The organism is Pseudomonas siliginis (assembly GCF_024072275.1).
Classification (GTDB): domain Bacteria; phylum Pseudomonadota; class Gammaproteobacteria; order Pseudomonadales; family Pseudomonadaceae; genus Aquipseudomonas; species Aquipseudomonas siliginis.
The window spans coordinates 3,959,861-3,984,071 of sequence record NZ_CP099598.1; the positions used below are offsets into that span (position 1 = coordinate 3,959,861).

At 59.3% G+C, this 24,211-nt stretch carries 23 protein-coding genes; 8 read left to right on the forward strand and 15 right to left on the reverse strand.

All coding sequences use genetic code 11. The features are described 5' to 3' along the window. Window positions 1-185: 185 nt before the first annotated feature. Window positions 186-1,202 (reverse strand): UDP-glucose 4-epimerase GalE, encoded by a 1,017-nt coding sequence (gene galE, locus NF676_RS18240; RefSeq protein ID WP_073471420.1) that lies wholly within the window; start codon window positions 1,200-1,202, stop codon window positions 186-188. Window positions 1,203-1,589: 387 nt separating this feature from the next. Here galE and galU point away from each other — a divergent pair, with 387 nt between their 5' ends. Continuing rightward, complete coding sequence (galU, locus tag NF676_RS18245) at window positions 1,590-2,423, forward strand: UTP--glucose-1-phosphate uridylyltransferase GalU (RefSeq protein WP_024013613.1); 834 nt, start codon at window positions 1,590-1,592, stop codon at window positions 2,421-2,423. 32 nt (window positions 2,424-2,455) lie between these two features. After that, entirely contained in the window at window positions 2,456-2,869 is a 414-nt protein-coding gene (locus tag NF676_RS18250) for a mannose-1-phosphate guanylyltransferase (RefSeq protein WP_071173032.1), read from the forward strand. 99 nt (window positions 2,870-2,968) lie between these two features. Here NF676_RS18250 and NF676_RS18255 read toward each other — a convergent pair whose 3' ends face one another. The 8 genes from NF676_RS18255 to NF676_RS18290 form a co-directional block, all read right to left on the reverse strand. After that, window positions 2,969-4,099, reverse strand: coding sequence for an SGNH/GDSL hydrolase family protein (locus NF676_RS18255; RefSeq protein WP_252886555.1), 1,131 nt, complete (start codon window positions 4,097-4,099; stop codon window positions 2,969-2,971). 105 nt (window positions 4,100-4,204) lie between these two features. Then, window positions 4,205-5,251, reverse strand: coding sequence for an acyltransferase family protein (locus NF676_RS18260; protein WP_122508327.1), 1,047 nt, complete (start codon window positions 5,249-5,251; stop codon window positions 4,205-4,207). A gap of 12 nt (window positions 5,252-5,263) precedes the next feature. Continuing rightward, window positions 5,264-6,367, reverse strand: coding sequence for a hypothetical protein (locus NF676_RS18265; RefSeq protein WP_016775461.1), 1,104 nt, complete (start codon window positions 6,365-6,367; stop codon window positions 5,264-5,266). Continuing rightward, complete coding sequence (locus NF676_RS18270) at window positions 6,358-7,590, reverse strand: MATE family efflux transporter (protein ID WP_353956298.1); 1,233 nt, start codon at window positions 7,588-7,590, stop codon at window positions 6,358-6,360. The genes NF676_RS18265 and NF676_RS18270 overlap by 10 nt, the downstream gene beginning before the upstream one ends. After that, window positions 7,587-8,699, reverse strand: coding sequence for a polysaccharide pyruvyl transferase family protein (locus NF676_RS18275; protein ID WP_252886557.1), 1,113 nt, complete (start codon window positions 8,697-8,699; stop codon window positions 7,587-7,589). The genes NF676_RS18270 and NF676_RS18275 overlap by 4 nt, the downstream gene beginning before the upstream one ends. A gap of 15 nt (window positions 8,700-8,714) precedes the next feature. After that, window positions 8,715-9,797 carry a glycosyltransferase gene (locus NF676_RS18280; protein WP_252886558.1) on the reverse strand — a complete coding sequence of 361 codons (1,083 nt, stop codon included), beginning with the start codon at window positions 9,795-9,797 and terminating at the stop codon, window positions 8,715-8,717. A 40-nt stretch (window positions 9,798-9,837) separates the two neighbouring features. Further along, on the reverse strand, window positions 9,838-12,060 hold the full coding sequence (locus NF676_RS18285) for a polysaccharide biosynthesis tyrosine autokinase (protein ID WP_056791475.1): 2,223 nt from the start codon (window positions 12,058-12,060) through the stop codon (window positions 9,838-9,840). 39 nt (window positions 12,061-12,099) lie between these two features. Next, on the reverse strand, window positions 12,100-12,540 hold the full coding sequence (locus tag NF676_RS18290) for a low molecular weight protein-tyrosine-phosphatase (RefSeq protein WP_150741248.1): 441 nt from the start codon (window positions 12,538-12,540) through the stop codon (window positions 12,100-12,102). 289 nt (window positions 12,541-12,829) lie between these two features. On the opposite strand from NF676_RS18290, the gene NF676_RS18295 reads away from it, so the two are divergent. Together NF676_RS18295 and tal are read left to right on the forward strand one after the other, a co-directional pair. Further along, window positions 12,830-13,786 carry a glycosyl hydrolase family 5 gene (locus tag NF676_RS18295; RefSeq protein ID WP_252886559.1) on the forward strand — a complete coding sequence of 319 codons (957 nt, stop codon included), beginning with the start codon at window positions 12,830-12,832 and terminating at the stop codon, window positions 13,784-13,786. Between the two features lie 202 nt (window positions 13,787-13,988). After that, entirely contained in the window at window positions 13,989-14,915 is a 927-nt protein-coding gene (gene tal, locus NF676_RS18300; protein WP_016775468.1) for a transaldolase, read from the forward strand. A gap of 214 nt (window positions 14,916-15,129) precedes the next feature. Here tal and rssC read toward each other — a convergent pair whose 3' ends face one another. From rssC to NF676_RS18315, 3 genes are all read right to left on the reverse strand, one after another. Further along, a complete protein-coding gene (gene rssC, locus NF676_RS18305; RefSeq protein ID WP_003226553.1) occupies window positions 15,130-15,612 on the reverse strand; it encodes an anti-sigma factor antagonist RssC in 483 nt (160 codons plus the stop codon). Continuing rightward, window positions 15,612-16,793, reverse strand: coding sequence for a two-component system response regulator RssB (rssB, locus tag NF676_RS18310; RefSeq protein ID WP_024013622.1), 1,182 nt, complete (start codon window positions 16,791-16,793; stop codon window positions 15,612-15,614). The genes rssC and rssB overlap by 1 nt, the downstream gene beginning before the upstream one ends. Window positions 16,794-17,137: 344 nt before the next feature. Beyond that, entirely contained in the window at window positions 17,138-17,827 is a 690-nt protein-coding gene (locus NF676_RS18315) for an MlaA family lipoprotein (RefSeq protein ID WP_016775470.1), read from the reverse strand. Between the two features lie 199 nt (window positions 17,828-18,026). On the opposite strand from NF676_RS18315, the gene pcrP reads away from it, so the two are divergent. Both pcrP and NF676_RS18325 read left to right on the forward strand, forming a co-directional pair. After that, complete coding sequence (gene pcrP / locus NF676_RS18320) at window positions 18,027-18,647, forward strand: HAD superfamily inactivated hydrolase PcrP (protein ID WP_252886560.1); 621 nt, start codon at window positions 18,027-18,029, stop codon at window positions 18,645-18,647. 108 nt (window positions 18,648-18,755) lie between these two features. Beyond that, window positions 18,756-19,019, forward strand: a complete 264-nt coding sequence (locus NF676_RS18325) for a DUF4404 family protein (RefSeq protein WP_252886561.1) — start codon at window positions 18,756-18,758, stop codon at window positions 19,017-19,019. A gap of 187 nt (window positions 19,020-19,206) precedes the next feature. On the opposite strand, the gene queF is transcribed toward NF676_RS18325, so the two are convergent. Next, on the reverse strand, window positions 19,207-20,037 hold the full coding sequence (gene queF, locus NF676_RS18335) for an NADPH-dependent 7-cyano-7-deazaguanine reductase QueF (protein ID WP_252886562.1): 831 nt from the start codon (window positions 20,035-20,037) through the stop codon (window positions 19,207-19,209). A gap of 61 nt (window positions 20,038-20,098) precedes the next feature. Next, complete coding sequence (copI, locus tag NF676_RS18340; protein WP_252886563.1) at window positions 20,099-20,632, reverse strand: copper-resistant cuproprotein CopI; 534 nt, start codon at window positions 20,630-20,632, stop codon at window positions 20,099-20,101. 166 nt (window positions 20,633-20,798) lie between these two features. Here copI and NF676_RS18345 point away from each other — a divergent pair, with 166 nt between their 5' ends. After that, window positions 20,799-21,479 carry a heavy metal response regulator transcription factor gene (locus tag NF676_RS18345; protein WP_130903103.1) on the forward strand — a complete coding sequence of 227 codons (681 nt, stop codon included), beginning with the start codon at window positions 20,799-20,801 and terminating at the stop codon, window positions 21,477-21,479. Next, window positions 21,479-22,825, forward strand: a complete 1,347-nt coding sequence (locus NF676_RS18350) for a heavy metal sensor histidine kinase (RefSeq protein WP_252886564.1) — start codon at window positions 21,479-21,481, stop codon at window positions 22,823-22,825. Before NF676_RS18345 ends, NF676_RS18350 begins: the two co-directional genes overlap by 1 nt. 119 nt (window positions 22,826-22,944) lie before the next feature. On the opposite strand, the gene NF676_RS18355 is transcribed toward NF676_RS18350, so the two are convergent. Beyond that, entirely contained in the window at window positions 22,945-24,189 is a 1,245-nt protein-coding gene (locus NF676_RS18355) for a lipoprotein-releasing ABC transporter permease subunit (protein ID WP_024013627.1), read from the reverse strand. Window positions 24,190-24,211 lie beyond the last annotated feature (22 nt).

Consider the following 24,211-nt stretch of genomic DNA (forward strand, 5'->3'; position numbering starts at 1 on the left):
TCAGAGCTGGTAGCTTTCAAGTCCGCAAAGAGCGCGAACAAGATCCGTTGTTCTTTCACAGTCCTGTGCAACTGCTAAAGTCGAACGGCAGGTTTATATCTACGGACTTGCAAAAGGCATTGCCAGTGTAATTTCCCGACGTTATCTAACAACCTGACTGAAACTAACATCGGACTAAATGGCCATCACCCTGAATAACCATTGGGATGATTCGACTGCCAGCGCCAAGTGTCGGCAACCATGTCCTGCAAGTTGCGCGTGGCTTTCCAGCCGAGTTCTTTCGCCGCTTTCGAAGCATCGGCAAAACTCTCGGCGATATCACCGGCGCGGCGCGGCATCATCCGGTACGGCACCGGCCGCCCGCAGGCCTGTTCGAAGGCATGCAGCACTTGCAGCACGCTGTAGCCATCGCCGGTGCCGAGGTTCCAGGTGTGAATGCCGGTGCGCTCGCTGATCGACTGCAACGCTTTCAAATGCCCATCCGCCAGATCGACGACATGGATGTAATCGCGCACGCCGGTGCCATCGGCGGTCGGGTAATCGTTACCGAAAATCGACAGCTCGCGCAGGCTGCCGACCGCAACCTGGCTGATATACGGCACCAGATTGTTCGGGATGCCGTTGGGGTCTTCGCCCATGTGCCCGCTGGCGTGAGCGCCGATCGGATTGAAATAGCGCAGCAGCGCGATGCTCCAGCGCGGCTCGGCGAGGCTCAGGTCGCGCAGCACGTTCTCGACGATCAGCTTGGACTGGCCGTAGGGATTGGTCGGATTGCCCGTCGGAAAATCCTCGCGAATCGGCATCTCTTCGGGCTCGCCGTACACCGTCGCCGAGGAACTGAACACCAGCCGGAACACCCCCGCCGCTGCCATCGCCTGACACAGGGTGATGCTGCCGCCGACGTTGGTTTCGTAGTATTCGAGCGGTTTACGCACACTTTCGCCCACGGCTTTGAGCCCGGCGAAATGCAGCACGGCGTCGATCTGATGCTCGCGGAAAATCCGGTCGAGCAGCGGCCGATCGCAGACATCGCCGCGAATCATCCATGCACTTTTGCCGCAAATGGCCTCAACGGCGTGAAGTGCTGCGTCGCTGCTGTTACAAAGATTATCCAGAACGACAACTTCATAACCTGCTTCAAGCAATGCAAGTGTGGTATGCGAGCCGATATAGCCGGCACCACCCGTTACCAGAATCTTCATAGCGCGGTCCGTCATTGAATAAATACCCGGTAGCGTGTCAAGCCATGCCTGGTGGATATGCGGAGCAATTCACACAAACAGGGCGACAACAACCTCAAACAAATTTAGTTCAACCACTGGCAATAATTATTTTTGCCGGTCAAACTGTTTGACGGGTACTTATTAGCACTCCCTGGATACTTATCACTATCGACAGATACCGACTAAAAATAACTTATAACCAAGTAGTCGACATCTAATAACATTAGCGCTTTTTAACAGCGCAACTAATTGCCAGCAACAACCTGACTCGGGTATTAAAGTAAGCCTTCAATAATCATTGAAACTTGCCGCCACTTTCTGGTGCGCAACCGTCGCCTGTGTTCCATGACTGTCCAGGATACTTTTATGATTCGTAAATGTTTGTTCCCCGCTGCCGGCTACGGCACGCGTTTCTTGCCGGCGACCAAAGCCATGCCGAAAGAGATGCTGCCGATCGTCAACAAGCCGTTGATCGAATACGCCGTTGAAGAAGCACGGGACGCCGGCCTGCAACACATGGCCATCGTCACCGGCCGGGGCAAACGCGCGCTGGAAGACCACTTCGACATCAGCTACGAACTCGAGCACCAGATTCGTGGCACCGAGAAAGAGAAATTCCTCGCCGGCACCCGCGAGCTGATCGACACCTGCACCTTCTCCTACACCCGTCAGGTGGAAATGAAAGGGCTTGGGCATGCGATCCTCAGCGGCCGCCCGTTGATTGGCGACGAGCCGTTTGCCGTGGTGCTGGCCGACGATCTCTGCCTGAACCTCGAAGGCGACGGCGTGCTGTCGCAGATGATCCAGCTGTACAAGAAGTTTCGCTGCTCGATCGTCGCCATTCAGGAAGTCCCCGCCGACCAGACTCACAAGTACGGCGTGATTGCCGGTGAGCTGATTTCCGAGGGCATCTACCGGGTCAACAACATGGTGGAAAAACCGGCGCCGCAGGACGCGCCGTCGAACCTGGCGATCATCGGGCGCTACATCCTCACCCCGGACATCTTCGACCTGATTGCCGACACCGAACCGGGCAAGGGCGGCGAAATCCAGATCACCGACGCACTGATGAAACAGGCGCAGAACGGCTGCGTGCTGGCCTACAAATTCAAAGGCCTGCGCTTCGATTGCGGCGATGCCGAGGGTTACTTGCAGGCGACCAATTTCTGCTACGACAACGTGTACCTCAAAGGCCGCTGAGACGGCTTTTCTCTCCCCACAGGCAGGCAACCATGAACATTGCACAACATTCGACAGAGATTGAACGTGAGGTGGGCAACCTCGGGGTGATGAGCTGGTTGTCGCGTCATCAACCGCTGCCCAGCGCCAACGAAACCTGGCTGGGCACGATTCTGCTGGTGGAGCGGATCGGTGTGTTTCCTGCGTCCGGCGATATTCGCCGGCCGATGCGCGATCCCTATCCGCTGCTCGCGCACCTGAAAGCGTTGTATGGCGAACAGGCGCTGGAAATGGATGACCGCGATGGCCTGAAAGTGATCTTCAGCGACTGGCGTTTTCGCGTGCGCATCTGCTGCAATGATCCGGCGATCATCATCAACGTGGAAACCCGTTGTGATGCGCGGTTGATGCCGCGCAAGCTTGACGAACTGCTGGGGCTCATCGACGCCTTCAAGCACGACGCCTGATCACCCGGGCGTCACGCCGATCCATTGTGGGAGCGAGCCTGCTCGCGAAAGCGGCGGCACAGTCAGCATTGATCGTTCCCACGCTCCGCGTGGGAACGATCATGGTGGCGAGTCGTCGCAACCGGTACTCGTACCAGTTATCCAGCCATAAAAATAATCGGCAATCACCTTCCCGCCTGTGGCCGGCAACGGATGAATCTTGTCCGGCCCGATCATCGCGCTGGCGTAGCGTTTGACGTCGGGGCCGAACGCGCATTGCAGGTTGGCAAAACCGAGCTGCTGCTCCCGCGCCCACGGTTCGAGCACCTGCGCATAGGCCGACATCGGGTAAGCGCTGGAGCGCGTAGTGTCCTGACGCATGATCAGGTTGATGCTCGCCGCTGGCTGGATCTCGCGCAGCATGCTCACCAGGCCCTGAACGTTCTGCAGGTACTGCGCAGGTTTGACGCCGAAGCCCTGATCGTTGCCGCCGAGCATGATCAGGTACACGTCGGCCGGAATCTTCGACACCACAGCTTTCCATTGCGTCTGCCACTGCGGATCGGCGTGATAGAAATCCGCCGATGCCGCGCCGGAGGCCGCCAGTTTCGACACTCGCACGCCCTGCTGATGGTTACCCAGCCACAGGCCGAACAGTGTCGGCGCGCCCTTCACCACTTCCAGTCTGAATGACCAGTCTGCGGCTGATGGAGCGCCCGCTAGCGCGACTTCCTGAACACCTGAGCCTGCGAGTTTCAACGGTTGCCAGTCTTGGGCGGGCGACCAGCGATAGCGCAACTCATCGGACTCGCCATTGCCCAGATACAACAGTTTCGCCTGAGTGACCGTGGTATCGATGCGCGGCGAAGGGCTGGCATCGACTTGCAACCAGGCACCCGGCTTGCCGCTGATCGTGCGACTGTCCGGGCTGGCCTGGCCCAGGTCGGAAACCTTCCAGCCGCCGCCGAAGTATTTGTCGCTGCTGCGGGTGTATTTGAAGTGCGTGCCGCCCAGCGCCGCGCCGTGGTTGAAACCGACGTAACCGGGGCCGGCAAAACCCACCTCGGCGGCCACTCGCTGCACCAGTTTGTTCAGGTAGAAATCCTGCCCGGCGGTGTAGCTGTCGCCGATCACCGAAACCGCCAGCACCTTGCCGGTCTTGCCGTCGCGCCACTGCGCAAAGCGCTGGCGGGCATCGTCTACCGTGATGGCCGAGGTGGCGACTGGTTGAGGGGCGTCTACTGGCATCATTGAATATTTTCCTTTGTCCGGGATGGCCCCTTCGCGAGCAGGCTCGCTCCCACAAAAGACGCAATCCGCACAACCTCTGTGGGAGCGAGCCTGCTCGCGAAGCTTTCAGCTGTTCTGCGTCTGCACCACCGGAGCGACAATCACCGGTGCTTTCCTCTTCGCCGCACGCTCGCCAAGGAACAACACCGAAGTGAAATTGAACCGACTGAACACCATCGCCAACAGCACCGGCCCGAGCAATCCACAACTCAGACCACCAAGCACCAGCAAACTCTCATCCTTTACGCCGAGGCGCCCGAGGACAAACCGCGAGGTCGCTGCGAACAGCACATGAAAAAGGAAAATCGCATAGGAATACCCGCCGAGCCAGGTCAGCGCTTTCGAGCGCATGTCACTCGACAGCAACGCGATGCAAGACACACAACCCACCGTCAAACCAATCAGGCTGCGGCGATCGACAATCAGCTCACGATCGATCGCCGCGACGTACAACAGCGTCAGTGAAATCAACACAAACAGCAGCGGCCCGATCACTTTGAAACGCTGTTTCAAAACATCGACATTTTCTTGACCGATCATCCCTGCAACAAAAAACGGCAGCAGGTAAATCGCACCGTTGATACCGAACGCATCCAGCGGTAGCGGCGGCAGCAGGAACAACACCGCCGCAAACGCAAACAAGCCATACAACCGCGTCGCCGAACGCAGCAGGCCGCGCCACTCCAGCAAACCGACGAAGATGAAAATACTGAACACCGCCTGCAGGAACCAGAAGTGGTTGATCGGCACCCAGAACGACAACAACGCATCGATCACGCCGACGTCCTTGTTCACCCCCGGCCCCACCGCTTGCAGCACCGAGAACGGCACGCCGACACAGAACAGCGGCACGATCAACCGGCGCACCTTGCCGACGAAGAAGGCGGAAAAGTCATTGCCGCGAATCTTGTAGATCGAATAGATGTAGCCGGAGATGAACGTGAACAGCGGCATGCGCACGTACACCATCGAGTCGGCGATGACCCGGAACGGCGAGCCGATGTCGATCTTCAAGCCGCCGCCCAGCGGGCCGATGACGTGATAGAGCACCAGCAGCAGGCACGCCAGGCCGCGCAGGGTTTCGATCTCCAGGGATTTTTTCTTGCTCGACATAGAGCACCTGCCTTAAGTGAGAATTCTTGATTCGACCTGCACCGGTTTGTTCGCGCGCAGCATCAAGCCCAGGCCGACGAACAACACCGGCACGACCATCGAGAAGTGTCGGGCAAAGGAGCCGAAGTCCGGCTCGAACAAGCCTTGCACCAACAGAAACGCCAGCGGAATCGCGATCAGTTCCTTGGGTTTGGTCTGGATCGGCGCGCCCTTGTAGTCGGTCGAAGTGATGACCTTGAACAGCAGCAGCGCGGTCATGATCATCAGCGCAACGAAGATCACCTGCCCCGGTCCGGACAGCAGAATCAGCTCAACCGGAAACGACAGCCGGAAGAAAATGATCATCGAATCCAGCGCCTGGGAGACGAAGTCACTGCCGCTGAGCCACGACACGATGAGCGACTTCGAGCCCTCCTCGCCCGCCGTGCGCAGCTCGTTGTTGCTCGCGCGGATCGATGACACCGGAAAGCCCAGCGCCAGCTGAATGGCCATGGCCACCGCCAGATAAAACAGAAACAGCATCAGAAAGAAGGTGAAGCGCGAGACGTACTTTTTCATCACGCAGACGCCGACCCACGACAGCGAAAACAGAATCCAGTACGGCCGGATCAGCACACCGTAAATCACTGCCGAGAGGAAAAAACCACCGCGATATTTACGCGTCAATGCGCTGAGCAGAATGCTCAACACCGCCACCGACACGATGATTTCCTTGGTCAGGTTCTCGAGGAAAAACGAGCGCACGATGCCCCACAGGCACAGAGTGCCGAAAATGGTCAACGGCATGCGCCGGAACACCACCACCGGAATTGCGGTGAGGAAGAAATTGCAGAACATGCCGTAGGCCCAGGCATTGGTCAGGTTGATCCCGGTGGGCCGCAGCAGGAACGCCGAACATTCGTAGGACGAGCGATCCGGCGAGAACGGGTTCCAGAAATTGCAGTTGTCGGCACGCGCATACGACGACCACAACGTCATCGCATCCGGACCCGGATCACGCGGCACCAGCAACGGCATCGCCACTGACAGAAACAGCCCGGTGAACAGAATCAGAAAGGAAATCGACGAATCGAATTTGCGCCCACGAAACTCGATGCGCGGCAGCTTCAGGCCCATGACAGCGCAGCCTTTTTCGCGCCGGTGACACGGGTCAACACTGCAATCACACCGAGTTGCACGACGATGGCGAAAACATTGCCCCACGCCGCGCCATAGATCGAGTAATGCTTGATCAGCACATAGCTGACCGGCACTGAAATCAGCAGACAGAGCGCCGCGCTGGCCAGCGACACCCGGCTGTTTTTCGAAGCAATCAAACCGCCCCAGACGATGTCGCCAATCGCCCGCAAAGCGAAGGAAAAAATCAGCACCGCGAGGAGCGCGTTATCCGGGCGCGGCACGCTGCTGGCGACGTAATCGAGCAGCACATTGAAAAACACATAGATCGCCACGGCCACAACGGCGGAGACCACTAGCGAGCGCATCACCCATTTGTTGACGAACAGTTGCCTGACCGTGAACGCCTGCTGATCGGCCTGAAACCGTTTGGCCAGCACCGGAATGCCGACCACCGCCACCACCGCATACGACAATGCCTGCAAGGTATTGGCCGCCGACCACGCGTACACATATTTACCGAGGCTGGCGTAGGGCTCCAGGTCGATGATCAGAAAGCGCTCGGCGTACTGACTCAGGGCGATCAGACCGGTGCCGAGATAGAACGGCAACCCGGCCTTCCACACCGTCGCGGTGTCCAGCGGCGCTGCTTCGCGGCCCTTGTGCACGTCAACCACGATCAGGTAACCCGCAATGATCACCAGCACGTTGGCGGCGACCCACAGCCACAACACACTGGCGATGCCCGCGACCCAGCCGAGCACCATGCCGCCCACCGCCAACACCGCCCACAGGCCGGTCTTGATGAAGAACAGCAGAGCACCGGCGGTGGCTTTCTGGGCGGAAAACACGAAGGAATTGATTTCGAACGACAGGTGCTCGGTGAGCAACACCAGCGTCACGCAGAGGATCAAGGTGGCGGTTGCTTCCACCGACTGGAACAGCGAATAGACCAGCACCGTCAGTACCGACAACAACAGCCCGACCGCCAGATACAGCAGCAGAACCTTGTCGACCACCCGCCGCGAGCTGCCGCCGACGCTGATCAGCCGGTTGATTTCGGAACTGAAGCCGACGCTGTAGAACTTCGAGGCGATCAGCGAAGCCGCGACCACCACACCATAAAAGCCCAGCGCCTCGTATCCGAGGTAATGGGTGATGGCCAACACCAGCAAGAACTTCGCGCCCAAGGCTCCGCCGCGAAGCAACAGCCGAAATATCATCGAACGACACCCTTGATGATTTCGTCCATGGCCACGGTTTTCGCCTCGATCTCGCGGCAGGTGTCGGTCAGGCGCTTGCCGAAATCCGCCAAGGCATTGGGCGCGTAAACGGTGTTGATGATGGTGTCGACGTCGATGTCGCCGCCGTTGATCACCCAGTCCTCGACGCCCATGTCCTGATAGGCGCCAAAGCCTTTGCGCTCGTAGCTGATGTGATACGCCGGCACGCCGGAGAGCAGCGATTCGATGGCGCCGTGCAGACGCACCGAGATCACCAGATCGGGTTGGTATTTGGCGATGGTTGCCTTCAGCGACAGCAGGTCTTCGTTTATGCCCAGCTCGCGGTAGAACGCGCCGTCATCGTTGCCACGCACCGCGCTCTGTACCGCGCAGACCACTTTGCTTTTGTTCTTCAGACGCTGCAGCAGCAGTTTCAGATTGGCCACGTAAGCGACCTTCTTCTCTTTGCTCCACTCCGGTGGCTTGCGCAGCACCACGCAGACGGTCGCCGGCGACGCGGCGCAGCGGGTGAATTTCGGTTGCTGAAGAATCTTGCTCGCCAGCGACTGCACGGCCAGATCCGGCGCGCGGTAGACGTTTTCGCAAGCGTCAAAAATCGCCGAGGAACGGTTGTCACGCACGAACACCGCATCGGCGCTGGCGTAGTATTCGACGATCTTGCTGCTCTCGCCGTGGAACGGGCCGATGCTCTGCGGCAGGTACACCGAAGGCACCTTGCTGAGGATCGCGGTTTCCAATTGCTTGGCATGGCCGAGCTTCAGCTTGATGTGCTCGAAGGCGCTTTTCGAACGCATGTAACCGCCGCCGACACCGACGATCAGATCGGTCTTCTTCAGCAGATCAGCGAGCCCGGCATAGGACTGATTGAGAAACACCGCTTGCTTGACCCGCCCCAGACCCTTGGCCGCCATCACCGGCGCATCGAAACGCGGGTGCGGCAGATAGTTGAACGACTCAGGGTCGGACGCCACGACACTGATCGCGGTGTCGTCACCGAAGTTACGCTGCACCAGAGCAATGGCCAGATCGACGAGCAGACCGTCACCGGAGTTGGACGCACTGTAGCCATGCAAAATCGTTACGTTCATAAGCTTGAGTTCTACTTAATAAGTGGGAGCGTGATACAGGTCGTAGGTCTGGCGGATCATCAACGCGGCGCTGAAACGTTCGCGGACAATGCTCCGGCCTTCGTTGCCGAGGTCGAGCAGGCGCGGCTTCTGGATGATCGTCAAAACGTCGGCCAGCGCCTGGTGATCGCCGGAGGGGAAGACGTAGCCGGACACTTCATTGGTGACCAGTTCCGGCAGTGAAGTGCAGTTGCTGGCGATCACCGGCAGCCCCATGGCCATGCCTTCCAGCGGCACCATGGCAAAGCCTTCCCAGCGACTCGGCACGATCAGCGCATCGGCTTTCTGATACAGCGCCTGCACTTCACTCGGGGTGACCCATGGCAGGTACTCGACCGAATCCATCGGCGGGCACTCGACCGAATCTTCGTTGACCGCACTGCCAACCACGGTGAGTTTCAGGTCGTTGCGGTTGACCTTGGCGTAGGCCTTGAGCAGCACGTCGAAACCTTTCTGGTAATCCAGGCGCCCGACGAACAGCAGATGAATCGGCTCGGCGCCGGCGGTTTTTGGCGCGTCATCCTTGTGATGAATGCCGTTGTAGATGAGCTTCATGCGCTTGCGCTCGATGCCGAAACGCGCGGCTTTATCCAGCTCGTACTGGCTGACGCAAATGATTACGTCGGTGACTTTCTGCAACACCCGCTCGATCCACGCGTAGACCTTCTGCTTGGTCGGCGAGCTTTCCATCAGGAACGAAAACGCATGCGGGCAGTAGACGATTTTCGGCTTGCGCCATGGTCGCAAAAGCACACACACGCAGCGTCCAATCACCCCGGAAAAGGTGCTATGCAAATGCACCACGTCGGGTTTTTCCTTGAGCAGCACCTGGCTCAGACGCCAGGCGAAACGCAGCAGCGACGGCACGTTGCGGCCACTACGTGGAAAGGTGCGCACCTGCTGCGGGGCGATGCCGTGCAGCTCCTTGGCCTGATCCTCGGGCACCAGATAGACCAGTTGATAATTCGCTGCGTCGTCTTCTGGGGATGTCGAGATCGTGCGGATCACCGTCGCCACGCCACCTTTGATCGTCTCTGCCACGTGCAGTATTTTTTTCACAACTCACCCACTTCAAACAGGAAAGAACAATCGGCAACCATCAGGATTTGTCGGACGCGTATTCGTAGTTGTAATAGCCGGTGCCGCCGTAATAGCTGGCCGCACGTTTCTCGACGCCGTTGAACACCGCGCCTTTCAACTCGATGCCGTTCTGGGCGAAGCGGCGAATGGTCAGTTCGATCTCTTTGGCCGGGTTCACCCCGAAGCGGGTGACGATCAGGCTGATGCCGGCCTCGCGACCGACGATGGCGGCATCAGTCACCGCCAGAAGCGGCGGCGTGTCGATGATCACCAGGTCGTAGCGCTCGCTCAGTTGCGCCAGCAGCTCACGGAAGTTCGCATGCATCAGCAGCTCGGAAGGATTGGGCGGCACCTGCCCCCGGCTGATGAAATGCAGGTTGTCGACTTCGACTTTGTTGATCGCCTGCTCAAGGGTGCAGCGCTTGACCAGCAGGTCGGACAAACCATTGCTGATCGGCGTGTTGAGGGTTTTGTGCAGGTGCCCTTTGCGCATGTCGGCATCGATCAGCACCACGCGCTGGCCGCTGAGGGCCATGACCGCCGCAAGGTTGGACGAGACGAAGGTCTTGCCGACCTGCGGGCTCGGCCCGGAAATCATGATGCGGTTGTTGGTCGAATCGAGCCCGGCAAAATGCAGGCAGGTGCGCAGGCTGCGGATCGATTCGATCGACAGATCGGTCGGGTTGCGCAGCGCCAGCAGATACGCCGGCTTGTCGACGCCATCGCGGGCGCGGCCCTTTTTGTTGTCCTCTTCTTCCTGCAAGGCGCTGTAGGGAATCGACGCGTAAACCGGCAGGCCCAACTGCTCGATGCCTTCCGGGCCTTCAAGGCCACGGCTGAGGGATTTGCGCAGCAGCACCAGCGCCACGCCGACAAACGCGCCGAGCAATGTCGCGATCAGCACGATCAGTGGTTTCTTCGGTTTGATCGGATTGGTCAGGTCGACATCGGCAGTGTCGATCAAGCGCACGTTGCCGACGGCCCCGGCGCGGACGATGTCGAGTTCTTGGGATTTGTTCAGCAACTGCGTGTAGATCTGCGAAGCCACCTCGACGTCGCGGGTCAGGTTGAGCAATTCCTGCTGGGTGGCCGGCAAGTCCTGAACCTTGCCTTCGAGGGATTTCTGCTGCTGGGTCAATTCGCCGATCTGCGTCATCAAGGCGCGATAGGCCGGGTGCTGTTTGGTGAACTTGCGATCGAGCTCAGCCTGCTGCATTTTCAGCTCGGAGATGCGCGTTTCCAGCGCCACCGACTGGCCCAGCACCGACTGGGTTTCCAGCGAAATGTTCACGGTCTTGCCGTGGGTCTGGTAGGCATTCAAAGCGTCGCTGGCCTTGGCCAGATCACGCTTGACCTGGGGCAACTGGCTCTGCAGAAACGCCAGGCTCTGCGCGGCCTCCGCCGAAGTGCGCCGTACGTTTTGCTCGACGTAGAGCGAGGCGATCTTGTTGAGGATCTTCACCGCCTCGGCCGCGTCGGAGCTGGCCAGCGCCAGACGAATGATCCCCGACTCCTTGCCTTGTTCGGAGATATCCAGCGCGTCCTGATAGCCCTGAATGGTCACAATCCGAGGATTGCGCACCACCTGAAAGCGCGTGCCGGGGTTGGCCGAAAAGTGCGCGATCTGCCCTTCCACGCCATCGTTGGCAAACGCTTCGCCGGCCACGCCTTCGGCGAGCAGATTGTCGTTTTCATCGAACAGCTGAAAACGCTGCTGCTCGCCGGCGATCAGGGTGAGTTTCTTGCCGAGCAGGTCTTTCGGCAATTGCAGCCGAGTGAATTCCAGACGTTCGCCGCCCCAGGCATAACTGTTCAAGCCGAAACGCGGCGGCGCGACGCTGGTCTCGCTGTCTCCGCGATAACGCCGCGAAAGAAAGCCGCCGATCAACGGGAACGTGTTGGGCGTGACGTCGATATCCAGGCGCAGGTCGTCAACGGTTTTGCCGATCACCGCGCGGGATTTGATGATGCCGATTTCGGTCACCGACGGCGATTGCCCACCGAGCATACTGTTGAGGTCGGAGAAACCGAGCATGTCGTTCTTTTTCGGTTCGACCTGCACCAGCGCGTTCGCCAGGTACACCGGCGTCGCCAGAACCGCATAGGCGACGCCGGTGACCATGAAGGCGCCCGTCAGCGCGCCGATCAGCCACTTCTGGTCGATCAGGCTGCCGAAGATGCCGAGCAGATCAATACTGTCTTGATCATTGTCGCGGGTGCCGATTACGGACGGTAACTGCATAAGTCTGTTCTTACCATTTGCTGTTCTGAAGAATATTCATCAATGCCCGAGACGCTTTGCCCATGAACTAACAGCATCTTCAATCAATGCGTGGGCATGAATAAACGCGGCTTTGCCTTGACGATACGGATCATGTATTTCGCGCTCGCTCTGCCACTTGCCGAGCAGAAACACTTTGCCTCGGGCGTGCGAGGCAATCTTCAGCACTTGATTGACGTGGGCTTTTTCCATGACCAGGATCAGGTCCGAGTCATTGACGATGTCCGAAGTCAGTTGCCGCGCCTTGAAGGCCTCGGCACGGTGCCCGTGTTCTTCGAGAACCTGCCGCGCCGAGGCCTCCACGCCCTCGCCGACGCGGGCGGACAGGCCGGCGGAGGACACCGTGATGGCGGACGGCCCCAGCGCGTTGCGCAGCAGCAGTTCGGCCGTCGGACTTCGGCATATATTGCCCACGCAGACAACGAGGATCTTTTTGAACAAGTCGTGCTTTCCTGTGTAATATCAAACAGCCAACATGTCGCGAAAGTTAATGAACCCTCACGACTTTCCTGCACTCAGAAATAGCTTCGCCCTGTTAGTACAGGAACATTAAGTACCACAGCGTTTTAAGCCGCCCCAACCACAATTAGCGGACTAAAAATAACTGTGATTTTCAGTTGCTGTTTTCCTGACAAAAAATAACATTCGCGCACTTAGTGCCATCACCGTTATCGGAAATTGAGTAACGGGATAAATATTCGTAGTTGTCATTCTCTTCAGGAGAGCAGACATGAAAACAGCACAGCGCAATAAACTCGCCGCCCTCGCCCTGATGGCGCTTGGTGCCACCAGCCAGGTTCACGCCAGTGAGCTGTTCCCCAACCTTCCAGCAAAAACCATCGGCGTGCAGGTGAAAATCCAGAGCTTCACCGCCGCCGATGCCGCACAAATCAAGGCCGCCGGCTTCAGCTTTGTGCGCTTCGGTGTGTGGAGTGACAGCCTCACCGCCAAGACGTATCAGAAACAGGTCAGCGACGCCTTCGCCGCCGCCGCTTCCGCCGGCCTGCCGGTGCTGCTGACGGTGCGCGCGATCAAGGCACTGCCGGCCACTTCGCCGGAGGAGCTGAACGCCGCCGGCGGTAAGTTCGCCAACACCGTGACCGGGCTGGAAAAATCCTGGAGCTCGCAATTGGTGGCGATCGAAATCTGGAACGAGCCGGACCTGGAAACCTATTGGCCGACGCGCAATTTCGATACAACGTTCGTGCCGTTCATGGCCGGCATGTGCAAGGCCTTCGAAGGTCAGCCGCAGACGACACCAAGGGTCGGTTTCGGCTTCGCCCGGCCGCCGAGCGCCGGCTCGGCCTCGACGGTGGCGCTGAAAAGCATCGTCAGCGATTACCCCGAATGCTTGAACGCCGTGTCCTACCACCCTTACGGCATGACCGCCACGCAGATCAGCAACGCGCAGACCTTCATCCAGCAGAACTTCAATCTGCCGGGGGTCATCAGTGAATGGGGGGTTTCGGCCCTCGCCTCCAACGGTGGTCCTGAGGGGCAAGCGACCAAGATCAACGCGTTTATTACCGACGTTAAACGCCTCAATATTCCCCTGACCTCTATCTATGAATGGCGGAACAGTGATTCAGGCAGCAACGATCGCGAGAAGAACTTCGGCTTTCTGACCTCTGACGGCCAGCCAAAACCGGCGCGGTTGTCCGTGGAAGGTGTGTTGAACGCTGAGTAGGCGTTGGGCGACCGGCCTGTTCACAGGTCGGTTGCTTTGAACCTGTGGGCTGTTTTGGCATCGTATTCAGCGACACCGCGCCCCGCCTTTCAAACAATCGTTTTCAGGTTGTTGCCGCAGGGGCCATCGATCCACGAATGCACCCTTGAGTGCCCGTCAGCGCTCGGGTAATGTCTTCAGACCCATAGGATAGAGCACGCCCATGACTTCCAAGCTGGAACAACTCAAACAGTTCACCACCGTGGTTGCCGACACCGGCGACTTCGAAGCGATCGCCCGAGTCAAACCGACCGATGCCACCACCAACCCTTCCCTGCTGCTCAAGGCTTCGGCGATTCACGGTTACGCCGAACTGCTGAACGATTGCGTTCGCGACTGCAAGGGCGATGTAGGCCTGGCCAGCGACCGTTTCGGCGTCGCAGTGGGCAAGGAAATTCTCAACGTGGTTCCAGGCCGCATCTCCACCGAAGTGGATGCGCGCCTGTCCTTCGACCAGGATGCGATCCTCAAGCGTGCGCATCGCCTGATCGAGCTGTACGACAAGGCCGGCGTTGGCCGTGACCGCGTGCTGATCAAGATCGCCTCGACCTGGGAAGGCATCCGCGCCGCCGAGATCCTCGAGAAGGAAGGCATCCAGACCAACCTGACGCTGCTGTTCTCCTTCGCCCAGGCCGCCGCCTGCGCCGACGCCGGGGTGTTCCTGATCTCGCCGTTCGTGGGCCGCATCTACGACTGGTACAAGAAGGCCAACGGCAACGACTACACCGGCGCCGATGATCCGGGCGTGCAGTCGGTGACGCGCATCTACAACTACTACAAGGCCAACGACTACAAGACCGTGGTCATGGGCGCGAGCTTCCGTAACATCAACCAGATCGAGCAACTGGCTGGCTGCGATCGCCTGACGATCAGCCCGGAACTGCTGGAGAAGCTGGCCGCCGATACCGGCAAGCTGGAACGCAAACTGGCGCCGGGCAATGCCGGTGAAGCGCGTCTGAGCCTCAACGAAGCGCAATTCCGCTGGTTGTCCAACGAAGACGCGATGGCCACCGAGAAACTGGCTGAAGGCATCCGTCAGTTCGCCCGCGACCAGGAAAAACTGGAAGCATTGCTGCAGGCCAAGCTGTGATTTGAGTCTGTAGAACGCAAAAAGGGCGAACCTGTGAGGGTTCGCCCTTTTTCATTTGCCTGCACTGATAAATGTATCGACCGACCCGACGCCATCGCGGGCAAGCCCGCTCCCACAGGGTATGTGGAGAACCTAAGTTTGAGGTTTCACGCGATCATTGTGGGAGCGGGCTTGCCCGCGATGAGGCCAGCCCAGACAACATCAATTCATGAGGTCAGTGTCTTTCCAGGGCATTGACCAGATCATGAAACGCTTCACGATTGGAATCGTTCAGGCCCATGAGAATCTTGTGCGCTTCCAGCACCTTGATTCGCACCACTTCTTCGGACTGGTCCTGATCCGGCAGGTCGTCCAGGCACTCCGGGCACGGCACCGGGTGGTTGACGATGTTGAACACCTGCTCGAAGCCCATCGACTGCAAAAGCCGAGTGATGTCTTCGTGGGTGGTGACAACCGTCGGCAACAGGCCGACCTTCTGCCGCGACAGGATCGACAGTTTGGCCAGCAGGCCCAGGGTGGTGCTGTCGATGCTGCGGGTTTCGGTCAAATCGATCACGATCGCGTTGAAATTCAGCGCGGTGAAGATTTTCTCAATAGTCGCATCCAACGCCGAACACAGGGTCAGGCGAACTTCACCGACGAACTTCAGGACGAAGGTGCCGTCCTGCTCGGCGAACTGGATTCTACCGGTACTCATTAAAGATTCCTGCTCAACACCAACAGGGCGATATCATCCGGCATCTCCCCTAGCGTGGCCAAACCAAACACTTGCCGCAGACCATCCAGGCTGCCGCCCGCCGACTTCACCCGTTCGGGCAAAGCAGCCTCTTTTTCTTTGAGCGTTGCTTCCGGCAAAAGGTCCAGAATGCCATCAGACATCAGCGTCAGGCTGAACGTCGGCGGCAGCTCAAGCACGTGGTCTTCGTAGGTGGCTTCGTTGAAAAGCCCCACCGGCAGACCACGGCCTTCGAGATAACGAACACTGTCAGGCGTGTACAACACAGGCAAAGGCAGATGGCCGCCGATGCTATAGGTCAACAAACCGGTCTCCTCGTCGATGACTCCACCGACCATTGTGACGTGTTTACCCAGCTTACAACTGATCAGCCCCCGGTTGATATGACCGAGCACTTCCGAAGGTTTGAACTCCGGCAAGGTACCGCTGCGTTTTGACTCGAAGAGCAAACGCGTGGTCATGAACTTCAACAGCACGGTGACGAAGGCTGATGACGCACCATGCCCGGAAACATCCGCCAGATAAAACGCGACCCGGCGCTCGTCAACGCGGAAATAGTCGACAAAATCACCCGACAGGTACAGCGACGGGATGATCTGGTGGGCAAAGTTGAATTCGTCGATGCTCCACGGGCTTTCCGGCAGCATGTTCATCTGCACCTGGCGACCGGCGTTCTGGTCTTCCTGGAGCAGGTTCAGGCTGGCTTCGAGCTCGCGGTTGGCCTTTTCCAGCTTCTCGCTGTAGCGCTGGTTTTCCAGCAGCAGCCGCGCACGATCCAGGGCCCGGCGCACGGAGTGCTCGAGCACAGCCAGATCTTCGAGAGGCTTGATCAGGTAGTCCGCCGCACCCAGGCGCAGGGCCTCGACTGCGTCGTTCATCACCCCGGCACCCGAGACCACGATCACCGGCGTATCGGGTGAGCGCTCGGTGACCTGACGGATCAGTTCGAGACCGCCCATCTGCGGCATGCGCAGATCGCAGATGACCAGATCGGGCTCGTCTTGCTCGAATACCTGAAGACCCTGTTGACCGTTGCCGGCCTGCAGGACGCTGAAACCACTGTCTTCCAGATAGGCCGCGAGGCTCGCGCGCACTACCTCGTCATCATCGATTATCAGCAGCGTGGCACTGGTTTTTGGCATGTGGGCAAACGGCGCCAGAATTAGGTTGGCGTAGTGAGCGGGGCAACGGCCCTGCGCAGACTACTGGATTCGCTTTCTAGCCTCTCTGTTGCAGCGCTTTCAAGCATTCGCCTGGCGCGCGGTTTTAAACAGAGGTGCCCTTCTAAGGCGCAGACGGTACTCCCATCCGCAGAGCGTTTCAAGCATGCGCCGATTGTCGCTTGACGACTTTGTTTGTCAAATCACCGGGAGTTATAAGAACCGCTCCAACGGTAACCCGATGGAAGGTAGTGGCAGTCGCAGGCAACGCTCTGGCGCGGACAAAAAAGGCGACCCGAGGGTCGCCTTTCTGTCGCCGGTCGAAATCAGAAATCGTCTTCGACCTGACCGTCCTTCACCTTGAACTCGCGGTTCTGCAGGTAAGCGTTGCGGATGAAGGTGTATTTGTCGCCGCTGATCAGCTTCTCGCTCGACAGCAGGCTGGCGCGGGTGTCGACGATGTTCAGGCCGAAGATCGAGTTACGCGTCGGCACGTGGTCGATGTAGCGGTACGCGCCGGTGAAGCTGTCGACATATTTCGACGGTGCGTCACGCAGGGTGCTCGGCCCCATCAGCGGCAGCATAACGTACGGGCCGCTGCCCACGCCCCAGTAACCGAGGGTCTGACCGAAGTCTTCGTCGCTGCGGTTCAAGCCCATCTTGGTGCCGACATCAAAGAAGCCGAGCAGACCGAAGGTGGTGTTGAAGATCAGTCGGGCGGTATCAACGCCCGCCGCAGCCGGTTTGGCCTGGAGAATGTTGTTCGCCAGGTTGGTCACGTCACCGACGTTGCGGAACATATTGTGAATGCCGTCTTCAACGAACTGCGGGGTGATGAACTCATAACCCTGGGCCAGTGGCTTCAGCGCGTAGGTGTCAACGAAGTCGTTGAACTGGAAAATCGGCCGGTTGACGCTTTCCCAAGGGTCTTCTTCGGTGGCCGCCTGGGTGGCGAACGGCGCCAGCAACAGGCTGGCACATACACTTAGCTGAGTGAGCGAAGGGCTCCAGCGCATAGAAAAACTCCTTGGATTCGATACTGGCGCGGTCCTCTCGGCCCGGGCATTAAGGCCGCTAGTATAAGCGTAAACGGCGATTTGGGCAGTGCGCCGCTGCAAGGATATGCAGGAAGTTTCCTACGCAGGCTTTCACCCGCCTGTCATGCAACTGTCACCCCAGCGCCTTAGTCTTGAGCGTTATTTCAGGGACGTTGCCATGACTCACGCCGAAACCTTGCCCGTCGCCGCGCCCGGCCTGACTGCCGTGCTGTTCGGCCTGAGCGGTTGCCTGGTGGATTTCGGTGCCCGCGCCGCGCAAGAGCTCAACTCCCAGCCGGAACATGCCAAAACTACACCGGGCGCACTCGATAGCCTGAAAAGTTTGCAGCGCCAGGGAATTCCCTGCGCGTGGCTCGACGAATTGCCCCCTGCCCTCGCTCAGCCACTGGCCGCGTCGCTGCCGGACTGGATCAAACCGACGCAACATTCAGCAACAATGAATCCGTGGCCAGCGCCCAACGCGTGCTGGCAGGCGTTGATGAGTTTGAACATCGACCGCCTCGACGGTTGCGTGCTGGTCAGTGGTGAGCCGCGCCTGTTACAGGCCGGTCTGAATGCCGGGTTATGGACGATTGGCCTGGCGTCCTGTGGCTCGCTGTGCGGCCTTAACCCAAGCGAATGGCAGGCGCTCTCGCAAAAGGAGCGCGAACAGTTGCGCGGCAAGGCAACTGTGCAGTTGTTCGGCCTGGGCGTGCATTCGGTAATCGATCATCTCGGCGTACTGGACGCCTGCCTCGCCGACATCAGCTTGCGCCGCGCCAAAGGCGAAAAGCCCTGACCGGCGTCATGCAGGTTTACCGAGAGTGGATTAATCTAAAGGTCAGCCATAGACCTTTGGCGCGCGGCTGCGGTCAATGCCAGTGCCTATTGATAAAAGGAAACCACCATGCCCGCCCAAGAACTGCAAAAACAGCTCGATACCCTGCGCGAGCAGCTGGAACACAATCCACCGCTGTCGGAAGCCGAGCGTGATGATCTGCATGCGCTGATGGCGCAGATCGAATCGGAGATCCAGCTGGAAACTGCCACCCAGAACGCAAGCATCGCCGATGGCGTGAACCTGGCAGTGGAGCGCTTCGAAGTCGAACACCCGGCGATCGCCGGCACCCTGCGCAACATCGTCAACGCGCTGGGCAGCATGGGCATCTGACGCCCCGCCGCACAAAAAAGCCCTGCCAGCGATGGCAGGGCTTTTTCATTTGCAAAATGTGCATGCAAGCCCTTGTGGGAGCGAGCCTGCTCGCGAAGGCGTCGTGTCAGTCGACATCATCGTTGAATGACACGCCGCATTCGCGAGCAGGCTCGCTCCCACATTGGATATCGCACATTCAGGATCTTTATTGACGTACGAGCCGATGATTTGGCAACTGCACCTCTTCAGTGCTGCGATACGGATTGATATCCAGCCCACCCCGGCGTACATAGCGCGCAAATACCGTCAGTTTCTCCGGCTTCAACAACCGCTGCAGATCGAGGAAAATCCGCTCAACGCATTGCTCATGGAAGTCCGAATGCTGGCGGAAGCTGACGATGTACTCCAGCAGGCTGGCGTGATCCAGCGCCGCGCCGCGATATTCCACTACCACGCTGCCCCAGTCCGGCTGGCTGGTCACCGGGCAGTTGGATTTGAGCAGGTGGCTGTGCACGCTCTCCTCGACCACGCGCGAATTGTCGCAACGCAGCAGCTCCGGACGCGGATGCTCATAGTTGCTCACGCTGATATCCAGATCGTCGATGCACACGCCCGGCAACGCCACCACGCCTTCGGCTTCGACGTCCTTCAGACTGCGAACCCGAACGCCCACAGGTTTACCGGCAGCGGCGGACAGATCCTTGACCAGCGTCGCTTGCAATATGGCAACGTCGGCGAACGGCGTCTGGTTCAGCGAGTTGAGGTAGAGCTTGAACGACTTCGATTCGATGATGTTCGGCGAGTCCGCCGGGATGCTGAATTCAGCGATCGCCACCACCGGTTTGCCCGAGGGCAGCAGCCACGACAGCTCGAAGCAGTTCCAGAAATCCACGCCTTTATACGGCAGGGTTTCGGCGGTCAGACCTAGCTCCGCCCATTTCGCGGTGCGCGGAATCGGGAACAGCAGGGACGGCGTGTACGTGGCGATGTATTCGCTGGATTTGCCCAGCGGCGAATGTTCGGCTGCGGGATGCATGGCGGAAACCTGACTGAAGAATCAGCGGATTCTACCAGCCTTTGCCCGCGCCTTTGAGTGCTTACTGACTGACTGTCAGTTTGCCGACCATGCCCGCCTGATAATGCCCGGGGATATTGCAGGCAAACTCGAGCGCCGTGGCCTTGCTGAAGGTCCAGGTCAACTCGGCGGTTTTACCGGGCTCGACCAGCACGCTGTTGGGGTCGTCATGCTGCATGCCGTGGCCCATCGCTGCGTGATCCATGCCCGCCATGTCGTGGGACATTTCTTTCATGCCTGTCGGCGTTAGCATGCCGCTTTGCTGCATCTGCAGCATTTCCTGCTGGTGACTGGCATGCATCGCCGCATCACCGAGGTTGAATTCATGCAGCAACTGGCCTTTATTCACCAGTACAAAGCGAACCGTCTCACCGGCCTTGACCTGTATGGCTTTCGGGTCGAAGTTCATGTCGCCCATGACGATTTCGATACTGCGCGTGGCCTGGCTCGCCGCTGCCGGCTGGCCGAAGGCGAAGGTGTGCGCCGGTGTCGCCCAGGCTGGCGAACTCAATGCCAGCAGACAGGTGGCTATTTTCAGCGAGGTGCGCAAAAACATGGTCGTACTCCAACAAGAGAAGGTTCAGCCTGTGGGAAACTCTAACCACCCAGGGCTGGCATCGACCTGACAGGCAGATTACAACTTTGTCAGCTTGGCGCTTATCGCCGGATCTCACGGTATAACGCCCTCGCCCTTCCAAATACCAACCCCGCCCGAGTCGCCCATGAAACTGTTGATCGTCGAAGACCAAGCGAAAACCGGCCAATACCTGCGTCAGGGCCTGACCGAGGCCGGATTCAATACCGAGCTGGTGGCCGATGGCATCAGCGGCCAGCAATTGGCCTTGAGCGGCGACTACGCGCTGTTGATCCTCGATGTGATGCTGCCCGGGCGCAGTGGCTGGCAGATTCTACAAGCGGTGCGCAGCGCTGGCCTCGAAACGCCGGTACTTTTTCTCACCGCCAAAGACGCCGTGGAGGACAGGGTTCACGGCCTCGAACTGGGCGCCGACGATTATCTGGTCAAGCCATTCGCCTTTTCCGAGCTGCTCGCGCGGGTGCGCAGCCTGTTGCGGCGCGGCAGCGCAATCGCCCAGGAAACCAGCCTGCAACTGGCCGATCTGCGCCTGGATCTGATCCGCCGCCGGGTCGAACGCAGCGGCCAGCGCATCGACCTGACCGCCAAGGAATTCGCCCTGCTGGAAATGCTCCTGCGCCGTCAGGGTGAAGTCCTGCCCAAATCGCTGATCGCCTCGCAGGTTTGGGACATGAATTTCGACAGCGACACCAACGTCATCGAAGTGGCGATCCGCCGCTTGCGCCTGAAGATCGACGATGACTTCCCCAACAAGTTGATCCATACCGTGCGCGGCATGGGTTATGTGCTCGAAGAGCGTTCGCTGTGATGCGTCGTTGGTCCTTGAGCACGCGCCTGGCACTGTTGTTTGCCGCCTGCACTGCGGTGGTCTCGCTGTTCGCCGGGGTGCTGTTCGACCGCGCCAGCGAGGCGCACTTCATCGAACTTGACCAGCAACAACTGGAGACGAAGCTGATCGGCCTGCGCCGCGCCTTGCAGGATCTGCAGCCTGCTCAACGCGAAGCGCGGCTGGCCGATGAACTCAGCCGTCAGGCGGATCTGTCGTTGCGCATCACCAGCGGCGATGGCCAGCACTGGTATGACAGCTCGGTGCAGATTCCGAAGAATCTGCCGCTGCAAACTGGCCTGTCGACCATCAGCCATGACGGCACCGATTACCGCGTGCTGCGCGCCCCGCTCTACCCGGACACAGCGGATTCGCCACAACTGACGCTGCTGTTGGACATCACCCATCACCAGCATTTTCTTGAGCGCATGCAGCATCTGATCTGGCTGACCGTCGGCCTGTCGGCGCTGGCCACTGCCCTGCTCGGCGCCTGGGCCGCGCGCAGCGGTCTGCGCCCGTTGCGGCGGATGAGCGCAGTGGCCCGTGGGATTTCTGCGCAATCGCTCAACGCCCGACTGCCTGAAGAGAAGATGCCACCAGAGCTTGCAGAAATGGCCTACAGCTTCAACGCCATGCTCGCACGCCTCGACGACTCGTTTCAGCGCCTCTCGGCGTTCTCCGCCGACATCGCCCATGAACTGCGCACACCGTTGTCGAATCTGCTGACCCACACCCAGGTCACCCTCACCCGCCCCCGGGCACTGGAGGATTACCGCGAAGCGCTGCACAGCAACCTCGAAGAACTGCAATGGATGGCGCAACTGGTCAACGACATGCTCTACCTGGCCAAGGCTGACCACGGCTTGCTGATGCCCAAGCGCGAACCACTGGAGCTGGCGGATGAGGCCGACATGTTGCTGGAGTTTTTTGCGCCATTGGCGGAAGACGCTGGCGTGAGCTTGAGCCGTGAAGGTGAGGCGCGTATCGAAGGTGATCGCGGCATGTTGCGCCGGGCCTTGTCGAACCTGCTGGATAACGCACTGCGGTTTACCCCGGCCGAGGGGTACGTTCGCTTGAGCATCGTCGACGAGGCGAAAGCTGTGCGCGTTTGCGTCGAGAATAGTGGCCAAGGGATTTCAGCGCACGCGCTGCCACGTTTGTTTGACCGGTTCTATCGGGCGGACCCTGCACGGCAGGAAGGCAGCAGTGAACATGCGGGGTTGGGCTTGGCAATTACCCAGTCGATCGTGCGTGCCCATGGCGGGCAGATTCATTGCGAATCTGAAGCGGGTTGGACGCGGTTTGTAATCGAGTTGCCTCGGACCTGATCGTTCCCACGCTCTGCGTGGGAATGCAGCCCGGGACGCTCCGCGTCCCTTCAAGAGCCGAACGCAGAGCGTCCGTTGAGGCATTCCCACGCAGAGCGTGGGAACGAGCATGGAGTCGCTTACGAATATCTCAGCGCATGCGCCGGCTCAATCTTCGCCGCCCGCCACGCCGGATACACCGTCGCCAGGAAGCTCAGGATGAAACCCGCCGAGCAGATCAACAGCACATCCCCACCCTGCAGTTCCGAGGGCAGGTTGCTGACGAAATACACATCCGAACTGAAGATGTGCTGCCCGGTCACACGCTCGACCCAGCCGACCAATTCACTGACATTGAGCGCCGCAATCACGCCCAGCACGCCGCCAATGATGGTGCCGACAATACCGATCACCGTGCCCTGGACCATGAAGATCGCCATGATCTGACGGGGCGTGGCGCCGATCGTGCGCAGGATGGCGATGTCGGCGCCCTTGTCGTTCACCACCATGATCAGCGTCGCGATGATGTTGAACGCCGCCACCGCGACGATCATCAGCAACAGCAGGCCGATCATGGTTTTTTCCATCTTCATCGCGCTGAACAGGCTGCCCTGGGTGTGAGTCCAGTCGTCAGCCTTGAAGTCGGCGCCGAGGCCACCGGCAATGTCCGCAGACACTTTCGGCGCCGCGTACAGATCCTTGACCGCCAGACGCACGCTCTGCACCTGATTTGGCTGCCAGTGCTGCATGGTCGCGGCGTCGGCGACGTGAATCAGGCCCATCGAGCCGTCCAGCTCGGCGCCGACCTTGAACACGCCAACCACATTCAGGCGCTGCATGCGCGGGGTGATACCGCCCGGCGCGGTGCTGACTTCCGGGACGATCAGAGTGATCTTGTCGCCGACATTGAGGCGGAAACGCCGCGCGGTGATTTCACCGATCACCACACCGAATTCACCCGGCTTCAAGGCATCCAGACGACCCTGGACGATGTGCTGGGCAACGATCGACACCTTGCCTTCCTGGGCCGGATCAACGCCGCTGATCTGAATCGGCTGCATCGAACCCTTGTAGGACAGCATGCCTTCCATTTCGGTGAACGGCACGGCGGCCGTCACTTCGGGATTTTTCATCGCAGCGGCGGCCACTGGCTGCCAGTCATCGATCGGCTTGACGCCAACGATGGTCGCATGGGGCACCATGCCGAGGATGCGCGAGCTCATTTCGCGCTGAAAGCCGTTCATCACCGACAGCACGACGATCATCGCCAGCACGCCGAGGGCGAGGCCGATCATCGAGGTCATCGAAATGAACGAAACAAAGCGATTGCGGCGCTTGGCGCGGGTATAGCGCGTGCCGATAAAGATCGATAACGGTCTGAACATTCGCTGGGGCACCGTATAGAAA